Genomic DNA, 22512 nt, shown 5'->3' on the forward strand with positions numbered 1-22512 from the left:
TTATAATGAATATAAATATTTTTCTAAATCTAATGCTGCCATACATCCACTACCAGCAGAAGTAATAGCCTGTTTATAGTTAGGATCTTGAACGTCCCCTGCAGCAAAAACTCCTGGTATATTAGTATTAGTTGTTCCATTTTTTACTATAATAAATCCTTTATCATTTAAATTCAATTTATTTTTAAAAATATTTGTATTCGGATGATGACCTATAGCGATGAATAATCCACTAATTAATTTTAATTGATATTTTTTTGTATTATGATTAAATATTTTAATTGCCTTTAAAACATTATCTCCTATAATTTCTGATATAGTAGACTGAAATAAAACATTAATATTATCATTATCAATAATATTATTTTGTAATATTTTAGATGCTCTAAAATAATTTTTTCTAACTAATAAATATACTTTTTTACAAATTCTTGATAAATAATGAGCATCCTCTAAAGCAGTATCTCCACCACCTACTATAGCTATATCTTTACCTTTATGAAAAAATCCATCACAAGTAGCACAAAAAGAAATACCTGCACCTAGTAACTGTCTTTCTTTTTTAATTCCAAGACATTTAGGAGTAGATCCTGTAGCAATAATAACTCCTTTGCTCATTAATAAATTATTTTTTTTTTTTCCAAAAAATATTTTATGAATTCCACCTATATAATTACATAAATCTACCTCATATACAGATTCATTTAATATTTCAACATTAAAACGTTCTGCTTGTTTTCTACAATTATCCATAAATTGATTTCCATCAATTCCATGGGGAAATCCTAAATAATTATCAACATAATTTGTATTAGTTAATTGTCCTCCAGGTAAATCTCCTAAAATTATAATTGGATCTAAACCATATCTAGCTGCATAAATAGAGGCAGAATATCCTGCTGGTCCAGACCCTATAATTATACAATTATGTATTTTATTATTCATTTTAATTTTGTATTAAATTCAATAAAATTATTAAATAAAATGAATACATTGTCTTTTTTCATAAAAAAATATCTTTTTTTAAAAAAAAAAAAAGAAAAGATATATATATATTGCACAATTAGAAAAAAATTTCTTCTTTATAAAGAAGAGGAAGTAACACGTCAATATATAATTTTTTTGTTAAAAAAGATAAAAAAGTATCATACTTCCAACATTTTATTAGAATACCCTATATACATAAATAAATTTTTTTATAAAAGATTAGATATACTGGTAAAAAAAAATAATAAACCTCATATAATTATCGAATGTAAATCAATATCTACTGTAATAACACAAAAAACATTTGATCAAATATCGTTATACAATAAGTTTATAAAATCTCCATATTTAATAATAAGTAATGGATTAAAAAATTTTATTTTCAAGAAAAAAAAAAATAGATTTGATTCCATTAAATTTATTCCATAAATCATTATTATTTAATTTCATTCATATAATTAATAATATCTAACAATTTATTTGAATATCCAAATTCATTATCATACCAAGATATTATTTTTATAAAATTTGAAGTTAACATTATACTAGCGTTAGCATCAAAAATAGAAATTCTATTATCCCCTAAAAAATCTGTAGAAACAACATCTTCTTCTGTGTAACCTAAAATTCCATATAAAGTAGTTTCAGATGCTTTTTTCATTTCATATTTTATATCATTATAATTAACATTAGTTTTTAGACAAACAGTGAAATCTAACACTGATACATTAGAAATAGGAACTCTAAAAGCCATTCCTGTTAATTTCCCATTTAAATTAGGTATAATTTTTCCTAATGAACTAGCAGCACCTGTAGATGAAGGAATTATATTAATTAATGATGATCTACCGGATCTCCAATCTTTATGTGAAATAGAATCTACTACATTTTGACTGGAAGTACTTGCATGTATAGTAGTCATTAATCCTTTATCTATACCAAATTTATCATTCAAAACTTTAACAATAGGAGCTAAACAATTTGTTGTGCACGATGCATTAGAGATAATGATATCGTTTTTACTTATTTTTTTATGATTAACACCCATAATAAACATTGGAATATCATCTCCTTTTGGAGGAGCTGATAATATTACTTTCTTAGCCCCTGCTTCTAAGTGCCCAAGAATAGAATTTTTATTTAAAAAAATACCTGTAGATTCAATGACATATTCCACTCCCATAAGCCCCCATGATAAATTTTTAGGATTTTTTTCATTAGTAACTTTAATTTTATTCCCATTTATAATTAAATAATTTTTATCAACAATAATTTTATTATTTCGAAAATGTTGATGAATAGAATCATATTTGAATATATAAGATAAATATTCTATAGACATTAAATCATTTATACAAACAACTTCTATATTTTTTCTACTTAGAGCAGAAAGTACAACTAGTTTACCTATTCTACCAATTCCATTAATTCCTATTTTAATAGACATATATAATTATTTTTATAGATCATTCTTTAATTTTCAAAAAATTTATAAAAGTAGAAGATGGAACTTCCACTTTACCTAATTTTCTCATTTTATTTTTTCCTTTTTTTTGTTTATCTAATAATTTTTTTTTACGACTGATATCTCCACCATAACATTTATCAATAACATTTTTTCTTAAAGGTTTTATATTCTCTCTTGCTATAATTTTTCCAAATATGGAAGCTTGAATAGGTATATTAAATTGATGCTTAGGAATTAAAATAGATAATTTTTTACAAATCTTTTTTGCTAATGATCTTGATTTATCCTTATGTGATAACATTGATAATGATTCAATTTTTTCATTATTAATTAATATCGTAATTTTTTCTAAATTAGAATATCTATAACCAATAAAATTATAATCAAATGTAGCATATCCTTTAGTAATAGTTTTTAGTTTATCATAAAAATCTAAAATAATTTCTGATAGTGGAATTTCAAATGATATTTTGACTTTTTCATATGAAAAATATTTTTGATCCATCATAACCCCCCGTTTTTTTATACATAATGATATTACATTTCCAACATAATCTTTTTTAGTAAAAATAGAAATAAAAATATAAGGTTCTTCTACTTTTTTAAATTTTCCAAATTCTGGAAAATTTGATGGATTATTTATTGTAATAACTTTATTTTCTTTTGTATAAATCTTATAAGAAACATTAGGTATTGTAACTATTATAGAAACCCCAAATTCTCTTTCTAAACGATCTTTAATAATTTCCATATGTAACATTCCTAAAAATCCACAATGAAATCCAAAACCTAAGGCAGGAGAAGATTCCGGAGTAAATGAAATAGAAGCATCATTCAATTTTAATTTGTTCATAGAATTACGTAATTCTTCATATTTATCATTATCTATTGGATAGATACTAGAAAAAACCATTGGTTTTACTTTCTCAATATTTTTTATTTTTGTTATTTTAGAACAATTAAATTCTATTATTGTATCACCCACTATTACTTCAGAAGTATTTTTAATTCCTGATATTATATACCCTACATCTCCTGTATTAATTTTATTTTTAGGTATTTTTTTTAACTTAAGATTACCAATTTCATTAGCATAAAAAGTTTTACCTGTGGTAAACAATTTTAATTGTTGTCCCTTTTTTATAGATCCATTTTTTATTCTAAAAAAAATTTCTATTCCTTTATATGGATTATATATAGAATCAAATATTGTTGCTTCTAATGGACTATCAGTGTCTCCTTTTGGATGGGGTATTTTATTAACTATTTCATGTAATATTTTTTCTACACCTATTCCATATTTTGCACTTACATTAACAATATCATTTTTTTTACATTTCAATAGCCCCATTATTTCTTTTAAAACATTATTATTTGAATCACATAAATCTATTTTATTCAATACAGGAATAATAACAAGATTATTTTTTAATGCTAAAGATAAATTATATATTGTTTGAGATTGAATACTTTTTGTGCAATCAACCACCAATAAAGCTCCTTCACAAGAAGATATAGAACGAGATACTTCATAAGAAAAATCTACATGTCCAGGAGTATCTATTAAATTAAGGATATATCTATCATTTTTATGCTTATAATTCATTTGTACCGCATGACTTTTAATAGTAATACCTCTTTCTCTTTCCAAATCCATGTCGTCTAATAATTGATTTCTACTTTTCTTTGGTATTGTATTAGTCAATTCTAATAAACGATCAGCTAAGGTACTTTTACCATGATCTATATGTGCAATAATACAAAAATTACGAATATAATGAATCATATAAAATTTTTATTTTAAATAACCTTGAAGGGGTTCGAACCCATACCATAGGAATCGGAATCCTATATTCTATCCTAAAAATTAAACTACAAGGTTGAATATTTTTTTTATACATTATTTAATTAAATTTATGGTATTATTTAGTCCGTTTATGATAAATGAAAATATTATTTCTATTATTTTATTAGATTTTGAATCTAAAATATCTAATTCTTCTTTTTTCCAATTATTTAATACATAATTATGATAATTAACTTCTTTTAGATTTTTATTTTCTGTTCCAATCCCGAATTTAAATCTAGAATAATTTGATGTTTTTATTTCTTTTTCTATACTTTTTAAACCATTATGTCCTCCACTTCTTCCTTTTTTTCTTAAACGGATAATTCCAAATTTAAGATAAATATCGTCAGATATTACAAGAATGTTTTTTATATATATATTTTCTTTTTTAATCCAGAAAAAAATAGATTTTCCACTATGATTCATGTAAGTAGTAGGTTTTAACAAAATTATAGATTTATTATCAAATTCTAATTTTGATATAAAACCTAATTTTCTTTCTATAAAAGAAACATTATATTTTTTTGATATTTTATCTAAAATAAAGAATCCAATATTGTGTCTTGTTTTATAATAATTAGCCCCAGGATTTCCTAGTCCTATTATTAAAAATTTTTTCATTGTATTATTTTTTGATATTATTCTTTATTATATTATTTACTGTTATACCTATTTCATCTGGAGAATAAACTATATGTACCCCTAATTTTTTCAAAATTTTCATTTTTACTTGTGCAGTTTCTATTTTTTTTCTTATAATTGCACCTGCATGTCCCATTATTTTTCCTTGAGGAGCAGTTTTTCCTGCTATAAAACCAACTATAGGTTTTTTAATAATTATTTTTTCATTTATCATCCATTTAATTGCATCTATTTCTTGTTGTCCACCTATTTCTCCAATAATTACAATGCAATCTGTTTCAGAATCTTGTAAAAAAAGTTTTAAAATATATTTAATATCTGTTCCAATAATACTATCCCCACCTACTCCAATTGCAGTAGAAATACTGTGTCCCATTTTCATAATTTGATCTGCCGCTTCATATGTTAAAGTTCCAGATCTAGATATAATCCCTACATTACCTTTTTTTTTAAAAATAGAATTTGGCATGATACCTACCTTTGATTTTTCAGGAGAAATAATTCCAGGACAATTAGGTCCGATTAAAATCGTTTTTTTATTATTTAAATAATATTTAATTTTTATCATGTCTGATACTGGAATTCCTTCTGTAATACATACAATTATATTTATATTTGAAAATATAGATTCTACAATAGCATCAAATGAATAATTAAAAGGAACAAAAATAACACTAACAAATCCTCCTGTTTTATTAACAGCATCTTCAACTGTATTAAAAATTGGGATTTTCATAAAATTTTTACCTCCTTTTCCTGGAGTAACTCCCCCAACTATATTAGTACCATAATTTATCATTTGTTCCGTATGAAACATTCCTTCTTTTCCAGTCATACCTTGTACAATAACTCTAATGTTTTTATCAATTAAAATACTCATATTTATAAATTTATTTTTTGTACTATTTTTGCAACCATTTCAGCTTCTACAACCAAGTTTTTTTTTACATATCCAATTCCTTTCATAAAAATTATTCCTCTTTTCATAGATTCTAATAAATATACTTTAAGAATCATAATATCTCCAGGAATAACTTTTTTTTTGAATTTTACTTTATCTATTTTTATTAAATAAGTTGAATATAATTCAGGATTCTGTATTTTACTTAAAATTAGTATTCCTCCTACTTGAGCAATTGATTCTATTTGTAATACTCCAGGCATTATTGGTTCATTTGGAAAATGTCCTATAAAAAAATATTCATTAATAGTAACATTTTTTATTCCAATTATATGATTATCTGATAAATCTATAATTTTATCCACAAATAAAAATGGAGGTTTATGAGGTAAAATATTTGCGATATTTTTTATGTCAAAAATTGTTTTTTTGTTTAAATCTATTTTAACAATATTTAATTTATTTAATGTATAAATTTTTTTCATTAATTTTTTTAAAAATTTTATCATCATAATATTATCAGGATTATGAATAATAATTTTTCCTTTTATTTTTATATCTACTAATGAAAAAAAACCTATTATATCCAATAAAAAATGTTTAACTATTTCATTAAAATTAAGTCCTATCAAATTTTTTTTTCTATGATCCTTATTTAAAATACAAAACGATTTAGATTTAGCAATTAATTTAAATTGATCAAATTTTCTAAAGAAAGCATTTTGTGAATCTATTTGATTAGATTCAAAATCCATAAAAATTATTATTTCAAATATATTAGAAGGAATAGCAATAATTTCTCCACCCGTTTTTCTATTTTTTATAGAAAAAAATTCTTTTATTGTAAAAATTTTTTTTTCCGCATTTTGTTCAATTATTCCAACTTTTTCTATAGCATCCACAAATAATTTAGACGATCCATCTAACATAGGTACCTCAATATTATCTAATTCTATTATTACATTATCTAAATCCATTCCATTAAGAGCTGCCATAATATGTTCAATTGCATAAATTGTTAGTCCATTTTTTTCTAAAATAATTCCTTTATTTATTTCTTTAAAAGAACTAAAATTAACTTTTATACAAGGTTTTTTATTTAAATCAATTCTTACAAATAAAAACCCTGTAAATATTGGAGCAGGATTTAGAATAATATTTATTTTTTTTCCAGTATATAAACCTATTCCTTGAAAAAATATTTTTTTTGCAATAGTTTTTTGTTTTTTTAACATATTTTATGTATATCTAGTAAGAAATAAATAATTGTGTGTAAATAATTTATTCAGATAAATAATTTAACTAAACTAAACTAATTATATCTCATGAAATGAGACGTTTATTTATTTTTTTAACAGGTTTTGTTATAGGATTTTTAATACTTATTATATTAACGTAATACAGTAATACCAATAATAAAATTTTTAAAAATTCAATATGAAAAAATATATTAACTTTACTTCGTTAAGTAACAATACATAATATATTAAAATATTATTTTAATCTTTAACTTTAATATGAAAAGAACATTTAATCCTTCTAATAGAAAAAAAATTAACGTTCATGGATTTATGAGGAGAATGAGAACAAAAAATGGACGTTCTATCATATGTAGAAGAAGAAGAAAAAATAGAAAAAAATTGACTGTTTTAAATTATAAAAAATAATTTTTATTAAAAAATACTAGATTCTAAATCTCCAATTTTAGGAATGAAATTAAGTATTTTTTTCTTTTTTATTTCTTTATAAGAAAAAAAATTTGATAAATCTCCAATATCAACTATTTTTAATTTAGATTCTAAAGTTTTTTTTTTAAAATTAAATTCATCAAAATTTTTTATTCCAATATCTAATGAAAATGTTGAGTTATTTATATTTATTTTTATATTTCTATATACTTTATCTAATAGAACTTTTCTATTTTTCCTTATATATAAATAATATTTATAATTTTTTTCTATATTCTTTTTAAAAGAAATTAAGTAAAAAGAAAATATCATTGATAATGTATGATATTTTCTAACTAAATTTTTCTTATTATCTTCAGGATAATTACCTGCTTCAATTAATATACATGAATATCCCATTTTTTGTAGACAATCACCGGTTGCATTAGGATAATATTTATCGGAGTATCTTCCTATTGAAGCAATAGAAGGAATAAAATTTTTAATTTCTTTTGTTATTTCATATATGATACCCATAGATTTCATTCTTTCAAAACTAATATTTTTTTTATAAGATGAAGATAAAGGAGACAAAAAAGATAATATAGCAGGATTAAATTTTTTATTATTAACGTTATATACACTTTTTTGATCATGAAGATTAAATAATATGTTTGGATTTTCCTTTTTTATTTCTTTAAATAAAATTTTAATTTCTGGAGAAATTAGTTTTATAGCATCTCTATTTAAATCTATATTTATAGCATTTCTTCTTTGAAAAAATTCTGATCCATCAGGATTTAACATTGGAATAAATAAAATAGTAATTTTTTTTGATAAAAATTTTATAGTTCCATGATCTTTTTTTTTAAATAAAAAGTTAAGAATATCCATCATAGATTTTGTTCCTGTTGTTTCATTTCCATGCATTTGAGACCAAATAAAAATTTTTATTTTACCATATCCAAATTTAATTTTAAATATTTTTCTATTATTTATAGAATATCCTACAGTTTTAATAGAAAAAATATTTTTGTTTTTATATTTATTCAATATTTTAATTAAATCATAATGTTTAAAAATTTTAGATTTATTAATATCTAATTCTTTAAAAGAATCATAATCTTTTAGTATAGATTTAGAATTAAAAAAATACATATATAAAAAATTTAGTATTATAAATTATAAACAATTAATATAAACTACGAAAATAACAAAAAAATTTATTAAACAATTTTATACATTTTTATTATCAAATTTTATTACTTTTGTTATCTAATAATTTTGTATCATATTATTATGAATATTAAAAACTATTTTAAAATAAATTATATCGAATCTATTCTTTTAGTTCTTTCATTTATTACTATAAATTTTTTTAATTCTACTTTAAAGAGAATTTTTGATGTTTTTCATCTATCTGAAAGTGTTATGTTTTCGATATCATACTCAATACCATTTATTTTTTTATTTACTTTTATTTTTTATCAGTCTTATAGAAAAAAACTTGTATTTAATTTATTATCAATAAAAATTTCTCCTTGGTATATTTATGCTGTTATTTTTTTTATAATGTTTAATACTATTATATTAAACGAATATTTATCATCTTTAGTTCCAAAAGATGGTCCTATTTTAGGAAACATGTATAGAGAGATAGAATTCTTTTTAAAAGAAGAAGTAAAAAATCCATTACCTTTTTTATCAACTACTGTATTATTAGCACCAGTTTGTGAAGAAATTTTTTTTAGAGGAATTATATTGAATGGGATGTTAAAAAGTAAAATACATCCATTTAAAGCTATTATTTTTTCTTCATTCTTATTTGGACTAACACATATGAATCCATGGCAATTAGTAGGAGGATTATTTATTGGAACTTTTATAGGGTATACTTATTTCATAACTTCTTCAATTTTAGATTGTATATTATTACATATATTCAATAATATGGTAGCAACAGTTGGAATATTTTACACTATTAATCATGATATTTTATTAAATGAAAATAATCCATTTTATATGAATATATTAGTTATTATGATAGGATCAATTTTTATAATTTCAGGGTCTTATTTTCTATTTAGATTTAAAAGAAAAAAAATGAAAAAAATATAATGGAAAAATCTTCATTAGTTATTTTAGGATGTCATTCTTCTATTCCAACTAATAAATATCATCATACAACAGCTCAAATATTAAAAATGAAGGGATTTTATTTTCTTATTGATTGTGGAGAAGGCACTCAAATACAATTAAGAAAAGCAAAAATAAAATTTAATAAAATTATATATATATTTATATCTCATTTACATGGAGATCATTTTTTTGGATTGATAGGTTTATTATCTACATTTCACTTATTAGGGAGAGAGAAATCATTAACTATTTTTGCTCCAAAAGGATTAAAAGAAATAATTGAAATTCATTTTAAATGGTCTTATACTAAATTAAAATATTTTATTTATTACGTAGAATTATATTCTAATAAGATAGAAAAAATAATGGATAATAAAAAAATAGAAATTTTTTCTATACCATTAAAACATAGAATTTATACTAATGGATTTTTATTTAAAGAAAAATTAAGTGAAAGAAAATTGAATATAAATGAAATTAATAAAATTCCTTCTATTTCAATAGCAGATTTTAAAAATTTAAAATTGGGGAAAGATTTTGAAAAAAATGGTAAAACAATACCGAATTCAAAATTAACATTTGATCCACCTAAAATATTATCTTATGCATTTTGTTCAGATACAACATATTATATTCCTATAATAGATCATATAAAATATGTAGATTTGTTATATCACGAATCTACTTTTTTAAAAAAAGAAGAAAATAGAGCAATTAAAACAGGACACTCAACTACAATTCATGCTGCTAATATTGCTAAAAAAGCAAAAGTAAAAAAATTATTATTAGGACATTATTCTAACAGATTTCCTAATATTAAAGAATTTGAACAAGAAGCAAAAGAGGTATTTTATAATACAGAAGCATCTGAATCAATAAAAAAATATTTTTTATAAATTTTTTTGGATATTATTTATTAATAATATAAATACCTAATTTAGGTATTTTTTTTATTCTATATCTAAGTTTTTTAGATAAAATATTTCTATAAAATGATAATTTAGACTTTATATGAATAATAATATTTTTTTCTGAAAATGGATAAATATTAATGTATAGTTTTAAAAAATTTATGTTATGATTAAATTTAACATTAATTAATGTTACTAAAAATTTTTTATTATTATAAAATTCTTGTTGTAAAATTTCAGCTATTTCTATAAAAAAAATAGATAATATTTTTTTATTTTTAACAATTTTATTTCTATCCATAAATATAATAGAATTAAGATAACAATAAAAAAATTTATTATTTATATTTAAAATAAATTATATTATTATTATATTGTTATATTGACATTATTCTTAATATTTTTAAAGGTCCCATAGCTCAGATTGGTTAGAGCATCTGACTCATAATCAGGAGGTCGCTGGTTCAAATCCAGCTGGGACCATTATAGTATATAACTGGAGAGGGATTCGAACCCACAACTTACAGTTTAGGAAACTGTTGTTCTATCCTATTTGAACTATCCAGTTTCTTCTACTTATTTAGGTTCTACAATATAAACAAATGATTTATTATTTTTTCTTTTTTTAAATTTTACTATTCCATTTTTTAATGCATAAAGAGTATGATCCTTTCCAATGCCAACATTTTTACCTGGATGATGTTTAGTTCCTCTTTGTCGAATTATTATATTTCCTATGGAAATACGTTGATCACCATAGATTTTTACTCCTAATCTTCTTCCAGAGGAGTCTCTTCCATTTCTAGAACTCCCAGATCCTTTTTTTTGAGCCATTTTTTTTATTTTTTTTCTTTAAAAGAAATTATTTTTATTTTTGAAAAAATTGGTCTAAATCCATTTTTTTTTTTATATCCCTTTCTTCTCTTTTTTTTAAAAATAATTATTTTATTTCCTTTTATATGTTTTAGAACTTGAACTTTAACACTTATATTATTCAAATATGGATTTCCAATACTAATTAATCCATTTTTATAAAATAAAAGAATTTTATATATATAAAACTCATCTCCTAATTTTTTTTTTGATAAAAAAGGAATATAAACATATTTATTTTCAATTAATTTTAATTGGTTACCATATAAATCAGCAATCATATAATTATTTACAATATCATTCATAATCGTTTTAACATTTTTTTTGCTTTTATTAAACTATCAAATAAATAATCAATTTCTTCAAATGTATTATAAATAGAAAAACTAATACGAATCATACCATTTATTTTGAAAAAATTCATTAACGGTTGTGCACAAAGATATCCTGTTCTAACAGCTATTCCTAAACGATCCAAAATAGATCCTACATCAAAACAATGTAATTTATTTAAATTAAATGAAATAATACTAGATTTTTTATCTATTTTATTTATTTTTCCATATATATATATATCATTAATTTTTTCTAACTTATTTATAGCATATTTTACTAATTTTTTTTCGTAATTTTGAATATTTTTTAATCCTATTTTTCTAATAAAATTTATAGATTCTCCTAAAACAAATATTCCTTCTATATTTGGAGTACCAGCCTCAAATTTAAATGGAACACAAGAAAATGTAGTTTTTTCTAAACTTACATTTTTAATCATTTCTCCTCCAAATTGATAGGGATTAATACATTTCAGTATATCTTTTTTTCCATATAAAATACCAACTCCTGTTGGACCATACATTTTATGTCCAGAGAAAACATAAAAATCTACATCTAATTCCTGCATATTTAAACATAAATGTGAAACAGCCTGGGCGCCATCAATTAAAACCCAAGCACCAAATTTATGAGATTTATCAATAATATATTTAATTGGATTAATAATACCTAATACATTAGATATATGACATATAGATACTATTTTAGTTTTTTTTGAAATTAATGATTCAAATTTGTTTAAATCAATAACACCATTTTTATTAATTGGTATAATTTTTAGAATTGATTTTTGTATATTACAGATATTTTGCCATGGTACGATGTTAGAATGATGTTCAATATGAGAAATTAATATTTCATCTCCTTTATTTATAAAATTACTAATACTAGATGCAACTAAATTAATAGATTCCGTAGTTCCTTTTGTAAAAATAATTTCAGAATCATATTTTGCACAAATAAATTTTTGAATATTTTTTCTTACATTTTCTATAGATAAGGTAGATTTTCTAGATAGAAAATGCATAGACCTATGAACATTTGAATTTATTTTTGAATAAAAAAATTTTGAAGATTCAATTACTTTTTTTGGTTTTTGAGTAGTAGCTGCGTTATCAAAATATATTAATGATTTATTATATATTTTTTCTTTTAAAATAGGAAATTCATTTCTAATTTTTTCTATATTTTTTTTGGATAACATTTTTTTTTCTATAAAAATTTTTCCAATTTTTTACTGATATTATTACATATATAATTTCCAATTTTTATATCCATTTTTTTTATTATTTCATTAAAAAAAGAAAATAATAATAAAATTTTACTATTTTTTTCAGATATTCCTCTAGATTTTAAATAAAGTAATTCAGATTTTTTAATATTTCCTATTGTACAACCATGAGAACATTTAACATTTTTAGAAAAGATTTTTAATTGAGGTTTAGCATAAATTTTAGATTCTTTTGACATTAAAATATTATTATTTTTTTGAAACGCATTTATTTCCTCTATATTTTTATTTATTTTAATATTTCCATTAAAAATTCCATTAGATTTTTTAAAAAAAATACTTTTATATAATTGAAAACTCTTAGAATAAGAGTATTTATGATTTATAAAAGTAGAATGATTTATAGATTCATTATTAGATGATATAGATAATCCATATAAACATGATTTAGATTTTTTTCCATTAGAAATAATATTTAAATTATTTTTAATTATTTTTCCTTTTAATGAAAAAGTAAAAATATTACATCTACTATTTTTTTTTTGATTAAAAAAAGTATTATCAATTACGGATAAATTATTTATTTTATCTTGTATTTTATAATAATCGATTTTACTAAAATCTAAACTATAAATCTCATTAACTAAATTTATAAAATTAGGATTTTTATCATAACATTTATAATGTTCAATAATCTTAACATAAGAATTTTTCCCTACTATTATTAATACTCTAGGATTAAATATTGTATTTTTTTTATTTGTAAAAATATGTAAAATTTCTATTGGTTTTTTTAAAAAAGTATTATCCGGGACTTCAATATACATTCCATTTTTTGAAAAAATAGTATTTAAACTGCAAAATACATCATATTTTTTATGACACAATTTTCCATAAAAATTATGTATTTTATTGGATAATAATTTTTTAATATTTATATATTTTTGATGATATAGATCAATATATTTTCCATTTAAAAAAACAAATAAAAATGATTTTTTTGTTAGATAAAAAAGATCTAATTTTTTTTCTATGTGATTTATATCATATATTTTTTTTTGTTTAAAATTTTCAAATAATAAATTATAATTTTTATTAAAAATTGAATAAATATTTTTTTCGTTCCAATTTTTTATAAATGGGGATTCCTTTGAAGAAAAATTTAAACCTTTTTTTATATAAAGATCAATATTTTCTTTTTTTATAGAAGATAAATCATAATTATTTTTTTGAATAATCTTCTTAATTAAAAAATTGATTTGATCTCTTAAAATCATTTATATTTAAATATTATTTATTTAATGATTCAATCCAATTATAACCTTTATTTTCAAGTTCATTAACTAATTCTTTTTTTCCAGATATCATAATTTTTCCATTATATAAAACATGTATGATATATTCTGAATTTATATAATCTAATAATCTTTTATAATGTGTAATAATTAAAATAGAATTTTTTTTATTTTTATAAATATTAATTCCTTTTGCTATTATTTTTATAGCATCTATATCTAATCCTGAATCTATCTCATCTAAAATAGAAAAGATTGGGTTTAACATTATCATTTGAAATATTTCATTACGTTTTTTTTCCCCTCCTGAGAATCCATCATTTAAAAATCTATATATAAAATTTTCGTTCATTTTTAATATTGATGAAACATCTTTTGCTTTAGATAAAATATCTTTAGAAGACATTTTTTCCAAATTATTTTCTTTACGTATTGAATTAATGGATGTTTTTATAAAATTTATTATGGGAACCCCTGGTATTTCTATTGGATTTTGAAAAGATAAAAATATACCTAAACATGCACGTTTTTCTACAGAAAGATTTAATAAATTTTTATTAAAAAAATAAATTTTTCCTTTTTTTATATTATAATCATCTTTTCCAGCTATTACACTAGCAAGTGTACTTTTTCCAGATCCATTAGGTCCCATTATTACATGAGTTTCTCCAATATTAATTTTTAAATTAATTCCTTTAAGGATTTCATTTTCTCCTATAGAAACATGTAAATTTTCTATACTTAGCATATGGTAATAATTTATTTTATTATCCAATAGATCCTTCTAAAGATATTTCTAAAAGTTTTTTTGCTTCTATCGCAAATTCCATTGGTAATTTCTTGATAATATCATTACTAAATCCATTAACTATTAATGATATTGATTTATCTATATTAATTCCTCTTTGATTACAATAAAATATTTGTTCCTTTTCAATTTTTGAAGTAGTAGCTTCATGTTCTACTTGAGAAGTAGAATTATTAACACTGATATATGGAAAAGTATGTGATCCACATTTATTTCCTATTAATAAAGAATCACATTGTGAAAAATTTCTAGAATTTTCTGAATTAGATAAAATTTTTACTAATCCTCTATAATTATTTTGAGCTTTTCCAGAAGAAACTCCTTTAGATATAATAATACTTTTCGTATGATTTCCTATATGTATCATTTTTGTCCCAGTATCTGATTGTTGAAAATTTTTTGTTAAAGATAAAGAGTAAAATTCTCCAGAAGAAAAATCTCCTTTTAAAATACATGAAGGATATTTCCAAGTAATTGACGAACCTGTTTCAACTTGAGTCCAAGATATTTTTGATTTTTTTTCACATAAACCACGTTTTGTTACAAAATTAAAAACTCCCCCTATACCATTTTTATCTCCCGGATACCAATTTTGAACAGTAGAATATTTAACTTCTGAATTCTCTAATGCAATTATTTCTACTACTGCAGCGTGTAATTGATTAATATTTCTTTGAGGTGCGGTGCATCCTTCTAAATAACTAACGTAAGAATCTTTATCCGCTATAATTAAAGTTCTTTCAAATTGTCCTGTATTCATTTCATTAATACGGAAATATGTAGATAACTCCATTGGACAACGAATACCTTTTGGTATATAACAAAAAGAACCATCTGAGAAAACTGCTGAATTTAAAGCAGCATAAAAATTATCTTTTTTTGAAACTACAGATCCTAAATATTTTTTTATAAATTTAGGATATTTTTTTATAGCATTATTTATTGAACAAAATATTATCCCTTTTTTTTTTAACTTTTCTTGAAAAGTTGTAAATAATGAAACAGAATCTAATACTAAATCTGTAGCTACATTTTCTACATTTTTTTTAATAGAAATACCTAAGTTTTCAACTATGTTTGATAATTCCGAATTAGAATTTTCTAAATCTTTTACATTTATTTTACTTTTAGGTGCAGAATAATAGCTAATTTTTTTAAAATTAGGAACATTATATTTTATATTTGACCATTTTGGTGGATTCATTTTTTTCCAAAAAAAATACGATTCTAATCTCCACTTTAACATCCATTCAGGTTCTTTTTTTTTTTTAGATATTTTTCGTATTACATTTTCGTTTAATCCTACAGATAATGTATCTGATTTTATTGATAAAAAAAAACCATATTTATAATTAGAATTATTAAAATATTTTAATATTTTATTATTTTTTTTTTTCATTTATAGTGAAAAACTTTTACCGCATCCACACGTATGTTTTGCGTTAGGATTTTTAAAAAAGAAACCTTTTCCATCTAATCCATCTGAATATTCTAAAATAGTACCATTTAAATATTTAATACTATTTTTATCTACTAGAATATTTATTTCTTTATCTTGAAATAATTTATCTTCTTCTTTTTTTTTTTTATCAAAAGATAATTCATAAGAAATTCCTGAACATCCAGTATTTTTTATTCCAAACCTAACAAAATACTTTTTTTTTATGAGTCCTTCTTCTTTCATAATGGAATTAAGTTTAATTTTAGCTTTTTCAGATATAAATATCATTATATAATATAATTTTATTATTATAACAAATATATGAATATATTTATTACTTAAAAATAAATAATAACTACTAATAGTTAAAATAAATTTTAGAGAATCCTTCTTTTAGATTCCACTTATTTGAAGATCCTGCATTAACTTCCAAAATATATTTTATTTTTGTTGATTTAGGAAAATCCCTAATTTTTATTTTCCTCATTGGAGAAATATATTTATTTATATATACAATTTTATTATTTTGATCTATATATATTATATCTAAGGGAATTTGAACATTTTCCATATTTATTTTTCTATATTCATTTTCATTTTCTAATATGAAAAATATTCCACTATCTTCTTTTAAATGAAATCTATATTTTGATCCATTATTTTTTTCTACATTAGTTTTACACAATTCTATATATATTTTTTTTATTGAAAAATTGTTATTAATAATATGTAAAAATCCATTTGGAATAAATATTATATCTAATATATTAAACCCATAAAAAAAATTATCATTTTGTTTTTTTTCAGAAGAAAAAAATAATAACAATAACAATATTAATAAAAAACGAATAAATATTTTGTTTATCTTAATTTTAATTATTTTCATTCTATATAGAATATTCTTTAAAAATTGAAAAAATAAATAAAAAAATTCCTAAACAAAAAAGTGGAATACTAAGACACTGTCCAGTATTTAAATGATAAAAATTAATGAATTCGTTACCTTGAGGTTCTTTTAAAAATTCTATTAAAAAACGAGAAAACCAAACAAAAATAAAAAAAATACCAGAAGTTAATCCATTATTAAATCTTTTTGTTTTCCTATATATAACCCAAAGCGTTATAAACGTTATTAAATATACAATAGATTCATATAATTGTGTAGGATGTCTCGGTATCATTTTACCATATTCCTTATCCATTTGTAAAAATTTTACTGCCCATGGAAATTTACAAGGTTTTCCAATTATTTCAGAATTAAAAAAATTACCTATACGAATAAACATAGAAGAAATTGCAATAACAATACATATTCTATCACATAACCAAATAAAAGATTTTTCTTTTAATACTAGTTTTTTATATAAAAAATTAGAAAATAAAATACCTAATGCAGCTCCATGGCTAGATAATCCTCTATAACCTACAAATTCATATCCTTTTATAATCCCAAATAAAGATTGATGATAGTTTTCCTTAATTGGTAATATAGCTTCAATCCAATGGCTAGAAAAATATGATAAATCATAAAAAAAAACTTGACCTAATCTTGCTCCTATAAGAGTTCCAAAAAAAGTATATCTCAATAGAGGATCCAAATATTTACAATTAATATTATCGTTTTGATATATATACTGCATTATATACCATCCTAATATAAAAGAAATAATAAACATTAGACTATAAATATGAATAGTAATTCCTTTCCATATATTAAATTTATGAATAGGATTCCAATTGATATATTCTAATATTTCCATATATTTATTATAATTAATTTTTTATTCAGGAGGATCATAGTTCCAATCATTTCTCATAAATGGATTACATTTAATAATTCTATTTATTGTCATAAAAATAGATTTCAAAATATTCCATTTTTTTAATGAAAGAATCATATATTCTGAACATGTAGGAATATAACGACAATTTTTTCCTATAAAAGGAGATATTAATAATTTGTAAATTATTACAATTTCTATTAAAAAAATTTTAAAAAAATTCATATTTTATTTTTTTGTATAAAATTTAATGATGATCCACATTTAAACCATTGAATTTGTTTATCATTATAAGAATGTTTCACTAAAATTTTTTCTTTTTTTTTATTATTGTGAATCACATCTACAAATAAATTTTTATTAGGGAATAAATCTTTTATATAAAAATTAAATGTATCATTTTCTTCTATTTTATAGTAATCAGATACATTTAAAAATGTTAAAGCTAAAATTCCTTGTTTTTTTAAATTAGTTTCATGTATTCTAGAAAATGATTTTACTAATACTACACAAACTTTAAAATATCTAGGTTCCATTGCTGCATGTTCTCTAGAAGAACCTTCTCCATAATTTTCTTCTCCCACAATTACACTCATAATATTATTAATTTTATAATACTTTGCAGTATTTGGTACTGTATCATAATTACCTGTAACAAAATTTTTAATCTTATTTGTTTTATTATTGAAATAATTTATAGCCTTTATTAATAAATTATTAGAAATATTTTCAATATGTCCTCTATATTTTAACCAAGGTCCTGCCGTAGATATATGATCAGTCGTACATTTACCTTTTACTTTTATTAATAATTTAACATTAAAAAAATCATTTTCATTCCACGAAGAATAAGGAGATAAAATTTGTAATCGTTTTGAATTTTTATTTATTTTTATTGATATATTTTTATTATTTCTTAATGGATATTTATATCCTAATTCTTTTAAGCTTAATTTATATTTTTTAATATTTTCAATAATTTTTGGTTCTTTTAATTTTATTTTTTCTCCAATTTCATTTATTAATGAATCTTTTCTTGGATCAAAATCTATTCTTCCAGAAAGAACTAATGAAGTAACAATTTCTGGAGATGCTATAAATGCATATGTTTTTGGATTTCCATCATTACGAGATGAAAAATTTCTATTAAAAGAATGAATAATGGTATTTTTTTTATTATTCTTAATATCATTTCTTTTCCATTGACCAATACATGGACCACACGCATTAGAAAATATTTCGGCGCCAAATTCTTTAAAAGAATCAATAAATCCATTCTTCTCAAGAAGAGAATAAACTTTATTAGATCCAGGTGATATTATATATTTAGATTTAATTTTTAATCTTTTTTCTTTTGCTTGATTAATTATATCAAGAACTTTCAATAAATCTTCAGATGAAGAATTCGTACATGATCCAACTAATCCTATTTCTAGTTTATTTGGCCAATTATTCTTTTTTATTTCCTTTTTCATTTTAGATATAGGAGTAGCTTTATCAGGAGTAAAAGGTCCATTTATATAAGGCTCCAAAACAGATAAATCTATATTTATAACTTTGTCATAAAAATTATTTGGATTATTATAAACTTCAACATCCGGTTTTAAATAATTATGAATATTATTATTATTTATAATTGTTGATATATATTTTCTATCATTATTTATTAAATAATTTTTCATATTAAAATCATAAGGAAATAAGGAAGACGTAGCGCCCAATTCTGCTCCCATATTGCATATGGTAGCTTTTCCTGCGCAAGAAATATTTTCTGTTCCATTTCCAATATATTCAATAATAGAATTTGATCCTCCCATCACCCCAATGATCCCAGATAATTTTAAGATAATATCTTTAGGAGAAGTCCATCCACTTATTTTTCCTTTTAAAACTACACCAATTAATTTTGGAATGTTTATTTCTAAAAAATAACCAGACATTATTTCTGAAGCTTCAGCTCCACCAATTCCTATTCCTAACATTCCCAATCCCCCAGAATTTGGGGTATGTGAATCTGTACCTACAATCATACCTCCAGGAAATGCATGATTTTCTAATACCACTTGGTGTATAATTCCTGATCCTGGTTCCCAAAATCCCATTTTATATTTATTAGAAGTTGATTTTAAAAAATCATATATTTCTTTATTTTCTTTTTTGGAATTTATTAAATCTTTTTTTTTTCCATATTGAGCATAAATAAGATGATCGCAATGTATAGTAGTGGGAATAGATACTTGATTCTTTTTAGTCTGCATAAACTGTAATATTGCCATTTGTGCAGTAGCATCTTGCATAGCTAAACGATCCGGATAAAAATTCATATATGAATTTTTATTTTTTTTATGATCAAATAATTCCAGTTGATTTATTTTTTTTATGTCAATATGAGCGTACAAAATTTTTTCTGAATATGTCATCGGTCGATTGATTATAGATTTAACTTTATCAATCTTATATTTGAATTCTGAATAAAATTTTTTTATTTTTTCAAAATTAAAAATCATAAAAAATTATTTTTATATTTTTTGATTTGCAGATTTTATTAGAAAAATACATAATTTATTTACAAAAATCTAAAAAATTATTTACTATGTAGATAACCTCTAATCAATTATATAGTTTTTAATATAAAAACTCAACCATATTTTACTTTAATCCTTATTTTTACAATAAAAAAATGAATTCTAAATAATTTAAAAAAAATTAATATTTTTTCTTTTGGAGATTTTTTTAATTTAATTAAAAATCTAATAATATAGAATCATCTTTATATTTCCAAATTTATTTTATAAATTTTAATTCATTGTAATAAACTCATATAATTATTTTCTTATTATTTATCGAATTTAGTTTTTTATCTAAATTAACTATTTGAGTTATTTCTAATCCGAATTCTTTTGAAGCTGTTAATAAATGGTCAAAAACACTTGCTTGTATTTGTTCATACTTAATAGATTCAGCAGTTTTTACAAAACAATATAATTCTATGGGAAGACCATAATGAGTTGGTTCCAAATGTCTTACCATTAATGTTTCAGAATTAGATATATTTGGATGTTGATATAAATATTCTAAAGCATATTTTTGAAAAAGACCAATATTAGTTAATCTTTTTGCATTTAAATCTACATTATTGTATACATTTTTTTTATAAAAGGAATTTATTTCTTTTTGTTTCTCTTTTATATAATTTTTTATTAAATAAATATTTTGATATTTTTTTAAATTTTCTGAATTATAAAAATAAAATGATTGAATATTAAATATTATAGATCTTTTAATTCTTCTTATGTTTTTTTTTCGCATTACTTCAAAATTAGTTACAGCTGTAGAAATTAAATCATAAGTAGGTATACTAGTTATAGTTTTATCAAAATTTTCTATTTTAGCAGATATCAAATTTATTTCAAGTACATTTCCTTCTATATTATATTTAGAAATTCCAATCCAATCTCCAACTTTTATCATTTTTGTAGAAGACATTTGTAATCCAGAAACAAATCCTAAAATAGTATCTCTAAACATTAATATTACAATAGCTGTAATTGTCCCTAAACTAGTTAAAATACTAATTAAGTTATTTTTTGTAATAATTGCAATAATTATTAGTATACAAAATATTATGGAAATAATTTTTAATAATTGAGAAAAAGAATGAACAGCTATTGTTTTATGATTATTTTCACTTGTAGATATTTCCATAATAGAATTCATTACTCTAATCAATAATTGTAATGAAATTAACACAAAGGCAATGTTAAATATTATTTCTAAATAAACAATGATTATATCATGATTTTTAAAAAAAAATTTACTTAAAAAAAAACCTAAAAATAATGGTAAAAAATTTGATAAACTATCAAAAACTTTTTTTTCATAAAAAATATTTCCCCATGCAATATAAATATAACTTAAAATTTTTTTAACAAAAAAATTCGATGATTTCTTAAATAAAAATGTTATCATTACCATAATGATTATAAAACTTAACAGTTTTGTAGCTGTTACGAAAAAAGATATAACAAGATATTTGTCCATAAAATTATATACTAATTTATTCGATTGAAATCATAAATTTACATATCTAATTAAGTAATTAAATATTTTTTAATTAATTGAAATTTTTTATTTTATTTTCATTTTAGTAAATAATATATTTATTATAAAATTTTTAAATATT

At 21.1% G+C, this 22512-nt stretch carries 24 protein-coding genes and 3 tRNA genes; 5 read left to right on the forward strand and 22 right to left on the reverse strand.

Translation table 11 applies throughout. The features are described from left to right. The gene (trxB, locus tag H0H33_RS02735; protein ID WP_185877872.1) at positions 1 to 945 is read right to left on the reverse strand and encodes a thioredoxin-disulfide reductase; all 945 of its coding nucleotides are present in this window, start codon (positions 943 to 945) and stop codon (positions 1 to 3) included. A 39-nt stretch (positions 946 to 984) separates the two neighbouring features. On the opposite strand from trxB, the gene H0H33_RS02740 reads away from it, so the two are divergent. Then, complete coding sequence (locus tag H0H33_RS02740; protein ID WP_185878180.1) at positions 985 to 1416, forward strand: type I restriction enzyme HsdR N-terminal domain-containing protein; 432 nt, start codon at positions 985 to 987, stop codon at positions 1414 to 1416. A gap of 7 nt (positions 1417 to 1423) precedes the next feature. On the opposite strand, the gene gap is transcribed toward H0H33_RS02740, so the two are convergent. The 6 genes from gap to fabZ form a co-directional block, all read right to left on the reverse strand. Next, a complete protein-coding gene (gene gap, locus H0H33_RS02745) occupies positions 1424 to 2434 on the reverse strand; it encodes a type I glyceraldehyde-3-phosphate dehydrogenase (RefSeq protein WP_185877873.1) in 1011 nt (336 codons plus the stop codon). Between the two features lie 19 nt (positions 2435 to 2453). Continuing rightward, positions 2454 to 4238 (reverse strand): translation elongation factor 4, encoded by a 1785-nt coding sequence (lepA, locus tag H0H33_RS02750; protein WP_317167117.1) that lies wholly within the window; start codon positions 4236 to 4238, stop codon positions 2454 to 2456. 22 nt (positions 4239 to 4260) lie between these two features. Next, a tRNA-Arg gene (locus H0H33_RS02755) sits at positions 4261 to 4337 on the reverse strand. 18 nt (positions 4338 to 4355) lie between these two features. After that, positions 4356 to 4925, reverse strand: a complete 570-nt coding sequence (gene pth, locus H0H33_RS02760; protein WP_185877875.1) for an aminoacyl-tRNA hydrolase — start codon at positions 4923 to 4925, stop codon at positions 4356 to 4358. Positions 4926 to 4929: 4 nt separating this feature from the next. Next, positions 4930 to 5826, reverse strand: coding sequence for a succinate--CoA ligase subunit alpha (gene sucD / locus H0H33_RS02765; protein WP_185877876.1), 897 nt, complete (start codon positions 5824 to 5826; stop codon positions 4930 to 4932). A gap of 2 nt (positions 5827 to 5828) precedes the next feature. Beyond that, positions 5829 to 7082, reverse strand: coding sequence for a 3-hydroxyacyl-ACP dehydratase FabZ (fabZ, locus tag H0H33_RS02770; RefSeq protein ID WP_185877877.1), 1254 nt, complete (start codon positions 7080 to 7082; stop codon positions 5829 to 5831). A gap of 282 nt (positions 7083 to 7364) precedes the next feature. Here fabZ and rpmH point away from each other — a divergent pair, with 282 nt between their 5' ends. Then, positions 7365 to 7514, forward strand: a complete 150-nt coding sequence (gene rpmH / locus H0H33_RS02775; RefSeq protein WP_185877878.1) for a 50S ribosomal protein L34 — start codon at positions 7365 to 7367, stop codon at positions 7512 to 7514. A 6-nt stretch (positions 7515 to 7520) separates the two neighbouring features. Here rpmH and H0H33_RS02780 read toward each other — a convergent pair whose 3' ends face one another. After that, positions 7521 to 8672, reverse strand: a complete 1152-nt coding sequence (locus H0H33_RS02780; protein WP_185877879.1) for a M14 family zinc carboxypeptidase — start codon at positions 8670 to 8672, stop codon at positions 7521 to 7523. Between the two features lie 141 nt (positions 8673 to 8813). Between H0H33_RS02780 and H0H33_RS02785 the strand changes: the two genes are divergently transcribed. Beyond that, entirely contained in the window at positions 8814 to 9632 is an 819-nt protein-coding gene (locus tag H0H33_RS02785) for a CPBP family intramembrane glutamic endopeptidase (RefSeq protein ID WP_317167111.1), read from the forward strand. Then, positions 9632 to 10549 carry a ribonuclease Z gene (locus H0H33_RS02790; RefSeq protein WP_185877880.1) on the forward strand — a complete coding sequence of 306 codons (918 nt, stop codon included), beginning with the start codon at positions 9632 to 9634 and terminating at the stop codon, positions 10547 to 10549. The genes H0H33_RS02785 and H0H33_RS02790 overlap by 1 nt, the downstream gene beginning before the upstream one ends. Positions 10550 to 10562: 13 nt before the next feature. Here H0H33_RS02790 and H0H33_RS02795 read toward each other — a convergent pair whose 3' ends face one another. Beyond that, on the reverse strand, positions 10563 to 10865 hold the full coding sequence (locus tag H0H33_RS02795) for a ribosome-binding factor A (RefSeq protein ID WP_185877881.1): 303 nt from the start codon (positions 10863 to 10865) through the stop codon (positions 10563 to 10565). A 107-nt stretch (positions 10866 to 10972) separates the two neighbouring features. Between H0H33_RS02795 and H0H33_RS02800 the strand changes: the two genes are divergently transcribed. After that, positions 10973 to 11047: transfer RNA gene (locus H0H33_RS02800), tRNA-Ile, on the forward strand. A 10-nt stretch (positions 11048 to 11057) separates the two neighbouring features. Here H0H33_RS02800 and H0H33_RS02805 read toward each other — a convergent pair. From H0H33_RS02805 to H0H33_RS02865, 13 genes are all read right to left on the reverse strand, one after another. After that, positions 11058 to 11132, reverse strand: a tRNA-Arg gene (locus tag H0H33_RS02805). Between the two features lie 8 nt (positions 11133 to 11140). After that, a complete protein-coding gene (rpmA, locus tag H0H33_RS02810) occupies positions 11141 to 11398 on the reverse strand; it encodes a 50S ribosomal protein L27 (protein ID WP_185877882.1) in 258 nt (85 codons plus the stop codon). 5 nt (positions 11399 to 11403) lie between these two features. Continuing rightward, entirely contained in the window at positions 11404 to 11742 is a 339-nt protein-coding gene (gene rplU / locus H0H33_RS02815) for a 50S ribosomal protein L21 (protein ID WP_238785598.1), read from the reverse strand. Continuing rightward, positions 11739 to 12977 carry an aminotransferase class V-fold PLP-dependent enzyme gene (locus H0H33_RS02820; RefSeq protein WP_185877883.1) on the reverse strand — a complete coding sequence of 413 codons (1239 nt, stop codon included), beginning with the start codon at positions 12975 to 12977 and terminating at the stop codon, positions 11739 to 11741. Before H0H33_RS02820 ends, rplU begins: the two co-directional genes overlap by 4 nt. Positions 12978 to 12985: 8 nt before the next feature. Next, positions 12986 to 14281 (reverse strand): Fe-S cluster assembly protein SufD, encoded by a 1296-nt coding sequence (gene sufD, locus H0H33_RS02825; protein WP_185877884.1) that lies wholly within the window; start codon positions 14279 to 14281, stop codon positions 12986 to 12988. Positions 14282 to 14294: 13 nt separating this feature from the next. Then, entirely contained in the window at positions 14295 to 15047 is a 753-nt protein-coding gene (gene sufC / locus H0H33_RS02830) for a Fe-S cluster assembly ATPase SufC (RefSeq protein WP_185877885.1), read from the reverse strand. Between the two features lie 19 nt (positions 15048 to 15066). Beyond that, positions 15067 to 16506, reverse strand: a complete 1440-nt coding sequence (gene sufB, locus H0H33_RS02835; RefSeq protein ID WP_185877886.1) for a Fe-S cluster assembly protein SufB — start codon at positions 16504 to 16506, stop codon at positions 15067 to 15069. Beyond that, positions 16507 to 16836, reverse strand: coding sequence for a HesB/IscA family protein (locus tag H0H33_RS02840; RefSeq protein ID WP_185877887.1), 330 nt, complete (start codon positions 16834 to 16836; stop codon positions 16507 to 16509). 70 nt (positions 16837 to 16906) lie between these two features. Further along, positions 16907 to 17434: a DUF192 domain-containing protein gene (locus H0H33_RS02845; RefSeq protein WP_185877888.1), complete on the reverse strand. Its 528-nt coding sequence runs from the start codon at positions 17432 to 17434 to the stop codon at positions 16907 to 16909. Between the two features lies 1 nt (position 17435). Beyond that, positions 17436 to 18308, reverse strand: coding sequence for a prolipoprotein diacylglyceryl transferase (gene lgt / locus H0H33_RS02850; RefSeq protein ID WP_185877889.1), 873 nt, complete (start codon positions 18306 to 18308; stop codon positions 17436 to 17438). Positions 18309 to 18329: 21 nt separating this feature from the next. After that, positions 18330 to 18554, reverse strand: coding sequence for a membrane protein insertion efficiency factor YidD (yidD, locus tag H0H33_RS02855; RefSeq protein WP_185877890.1), 225 nt, complete (start codon positions 18552 to 18554; stop codon positions 18330 to 18332). After that, a complete protein-coding gene (locus tag H0H33_RS02860; protein ID WP_185877891.1) occupies positions 18551 to 20836 on the reverse strand; it encodes an aconitate hydratase in 2286 nt (761 codons plus the stop codon). Before H0H33_RS02860 ends, yidD begins: the two co-directional genes overlap by 4 nt. A gap of 310 nt (positions 20837 to 21146) precedes the next feature. Further along, positions 21147 to 22304, reverse strand: a complete 1158-nt coding sequence (locus H0H33_RS02865; protein ID WP_238785599.1) for a mechanosensitive ion channel family protein — start codon at positions 22302 to 22304, stop codon at positions 21147 to 21149. Positions 22305 to 22512 lie beyond the last annotated feature (208 nt).

The organism is Blattabacterium cuenoti, assembly GCF_014252415.1.
Lineage (GTDB): Bacteria > Bacteroidota > Bacteroidia > Flavobacteriales > Blattabacteriaceae > Blattabacterium > Blattabacterium cuenoti_Y.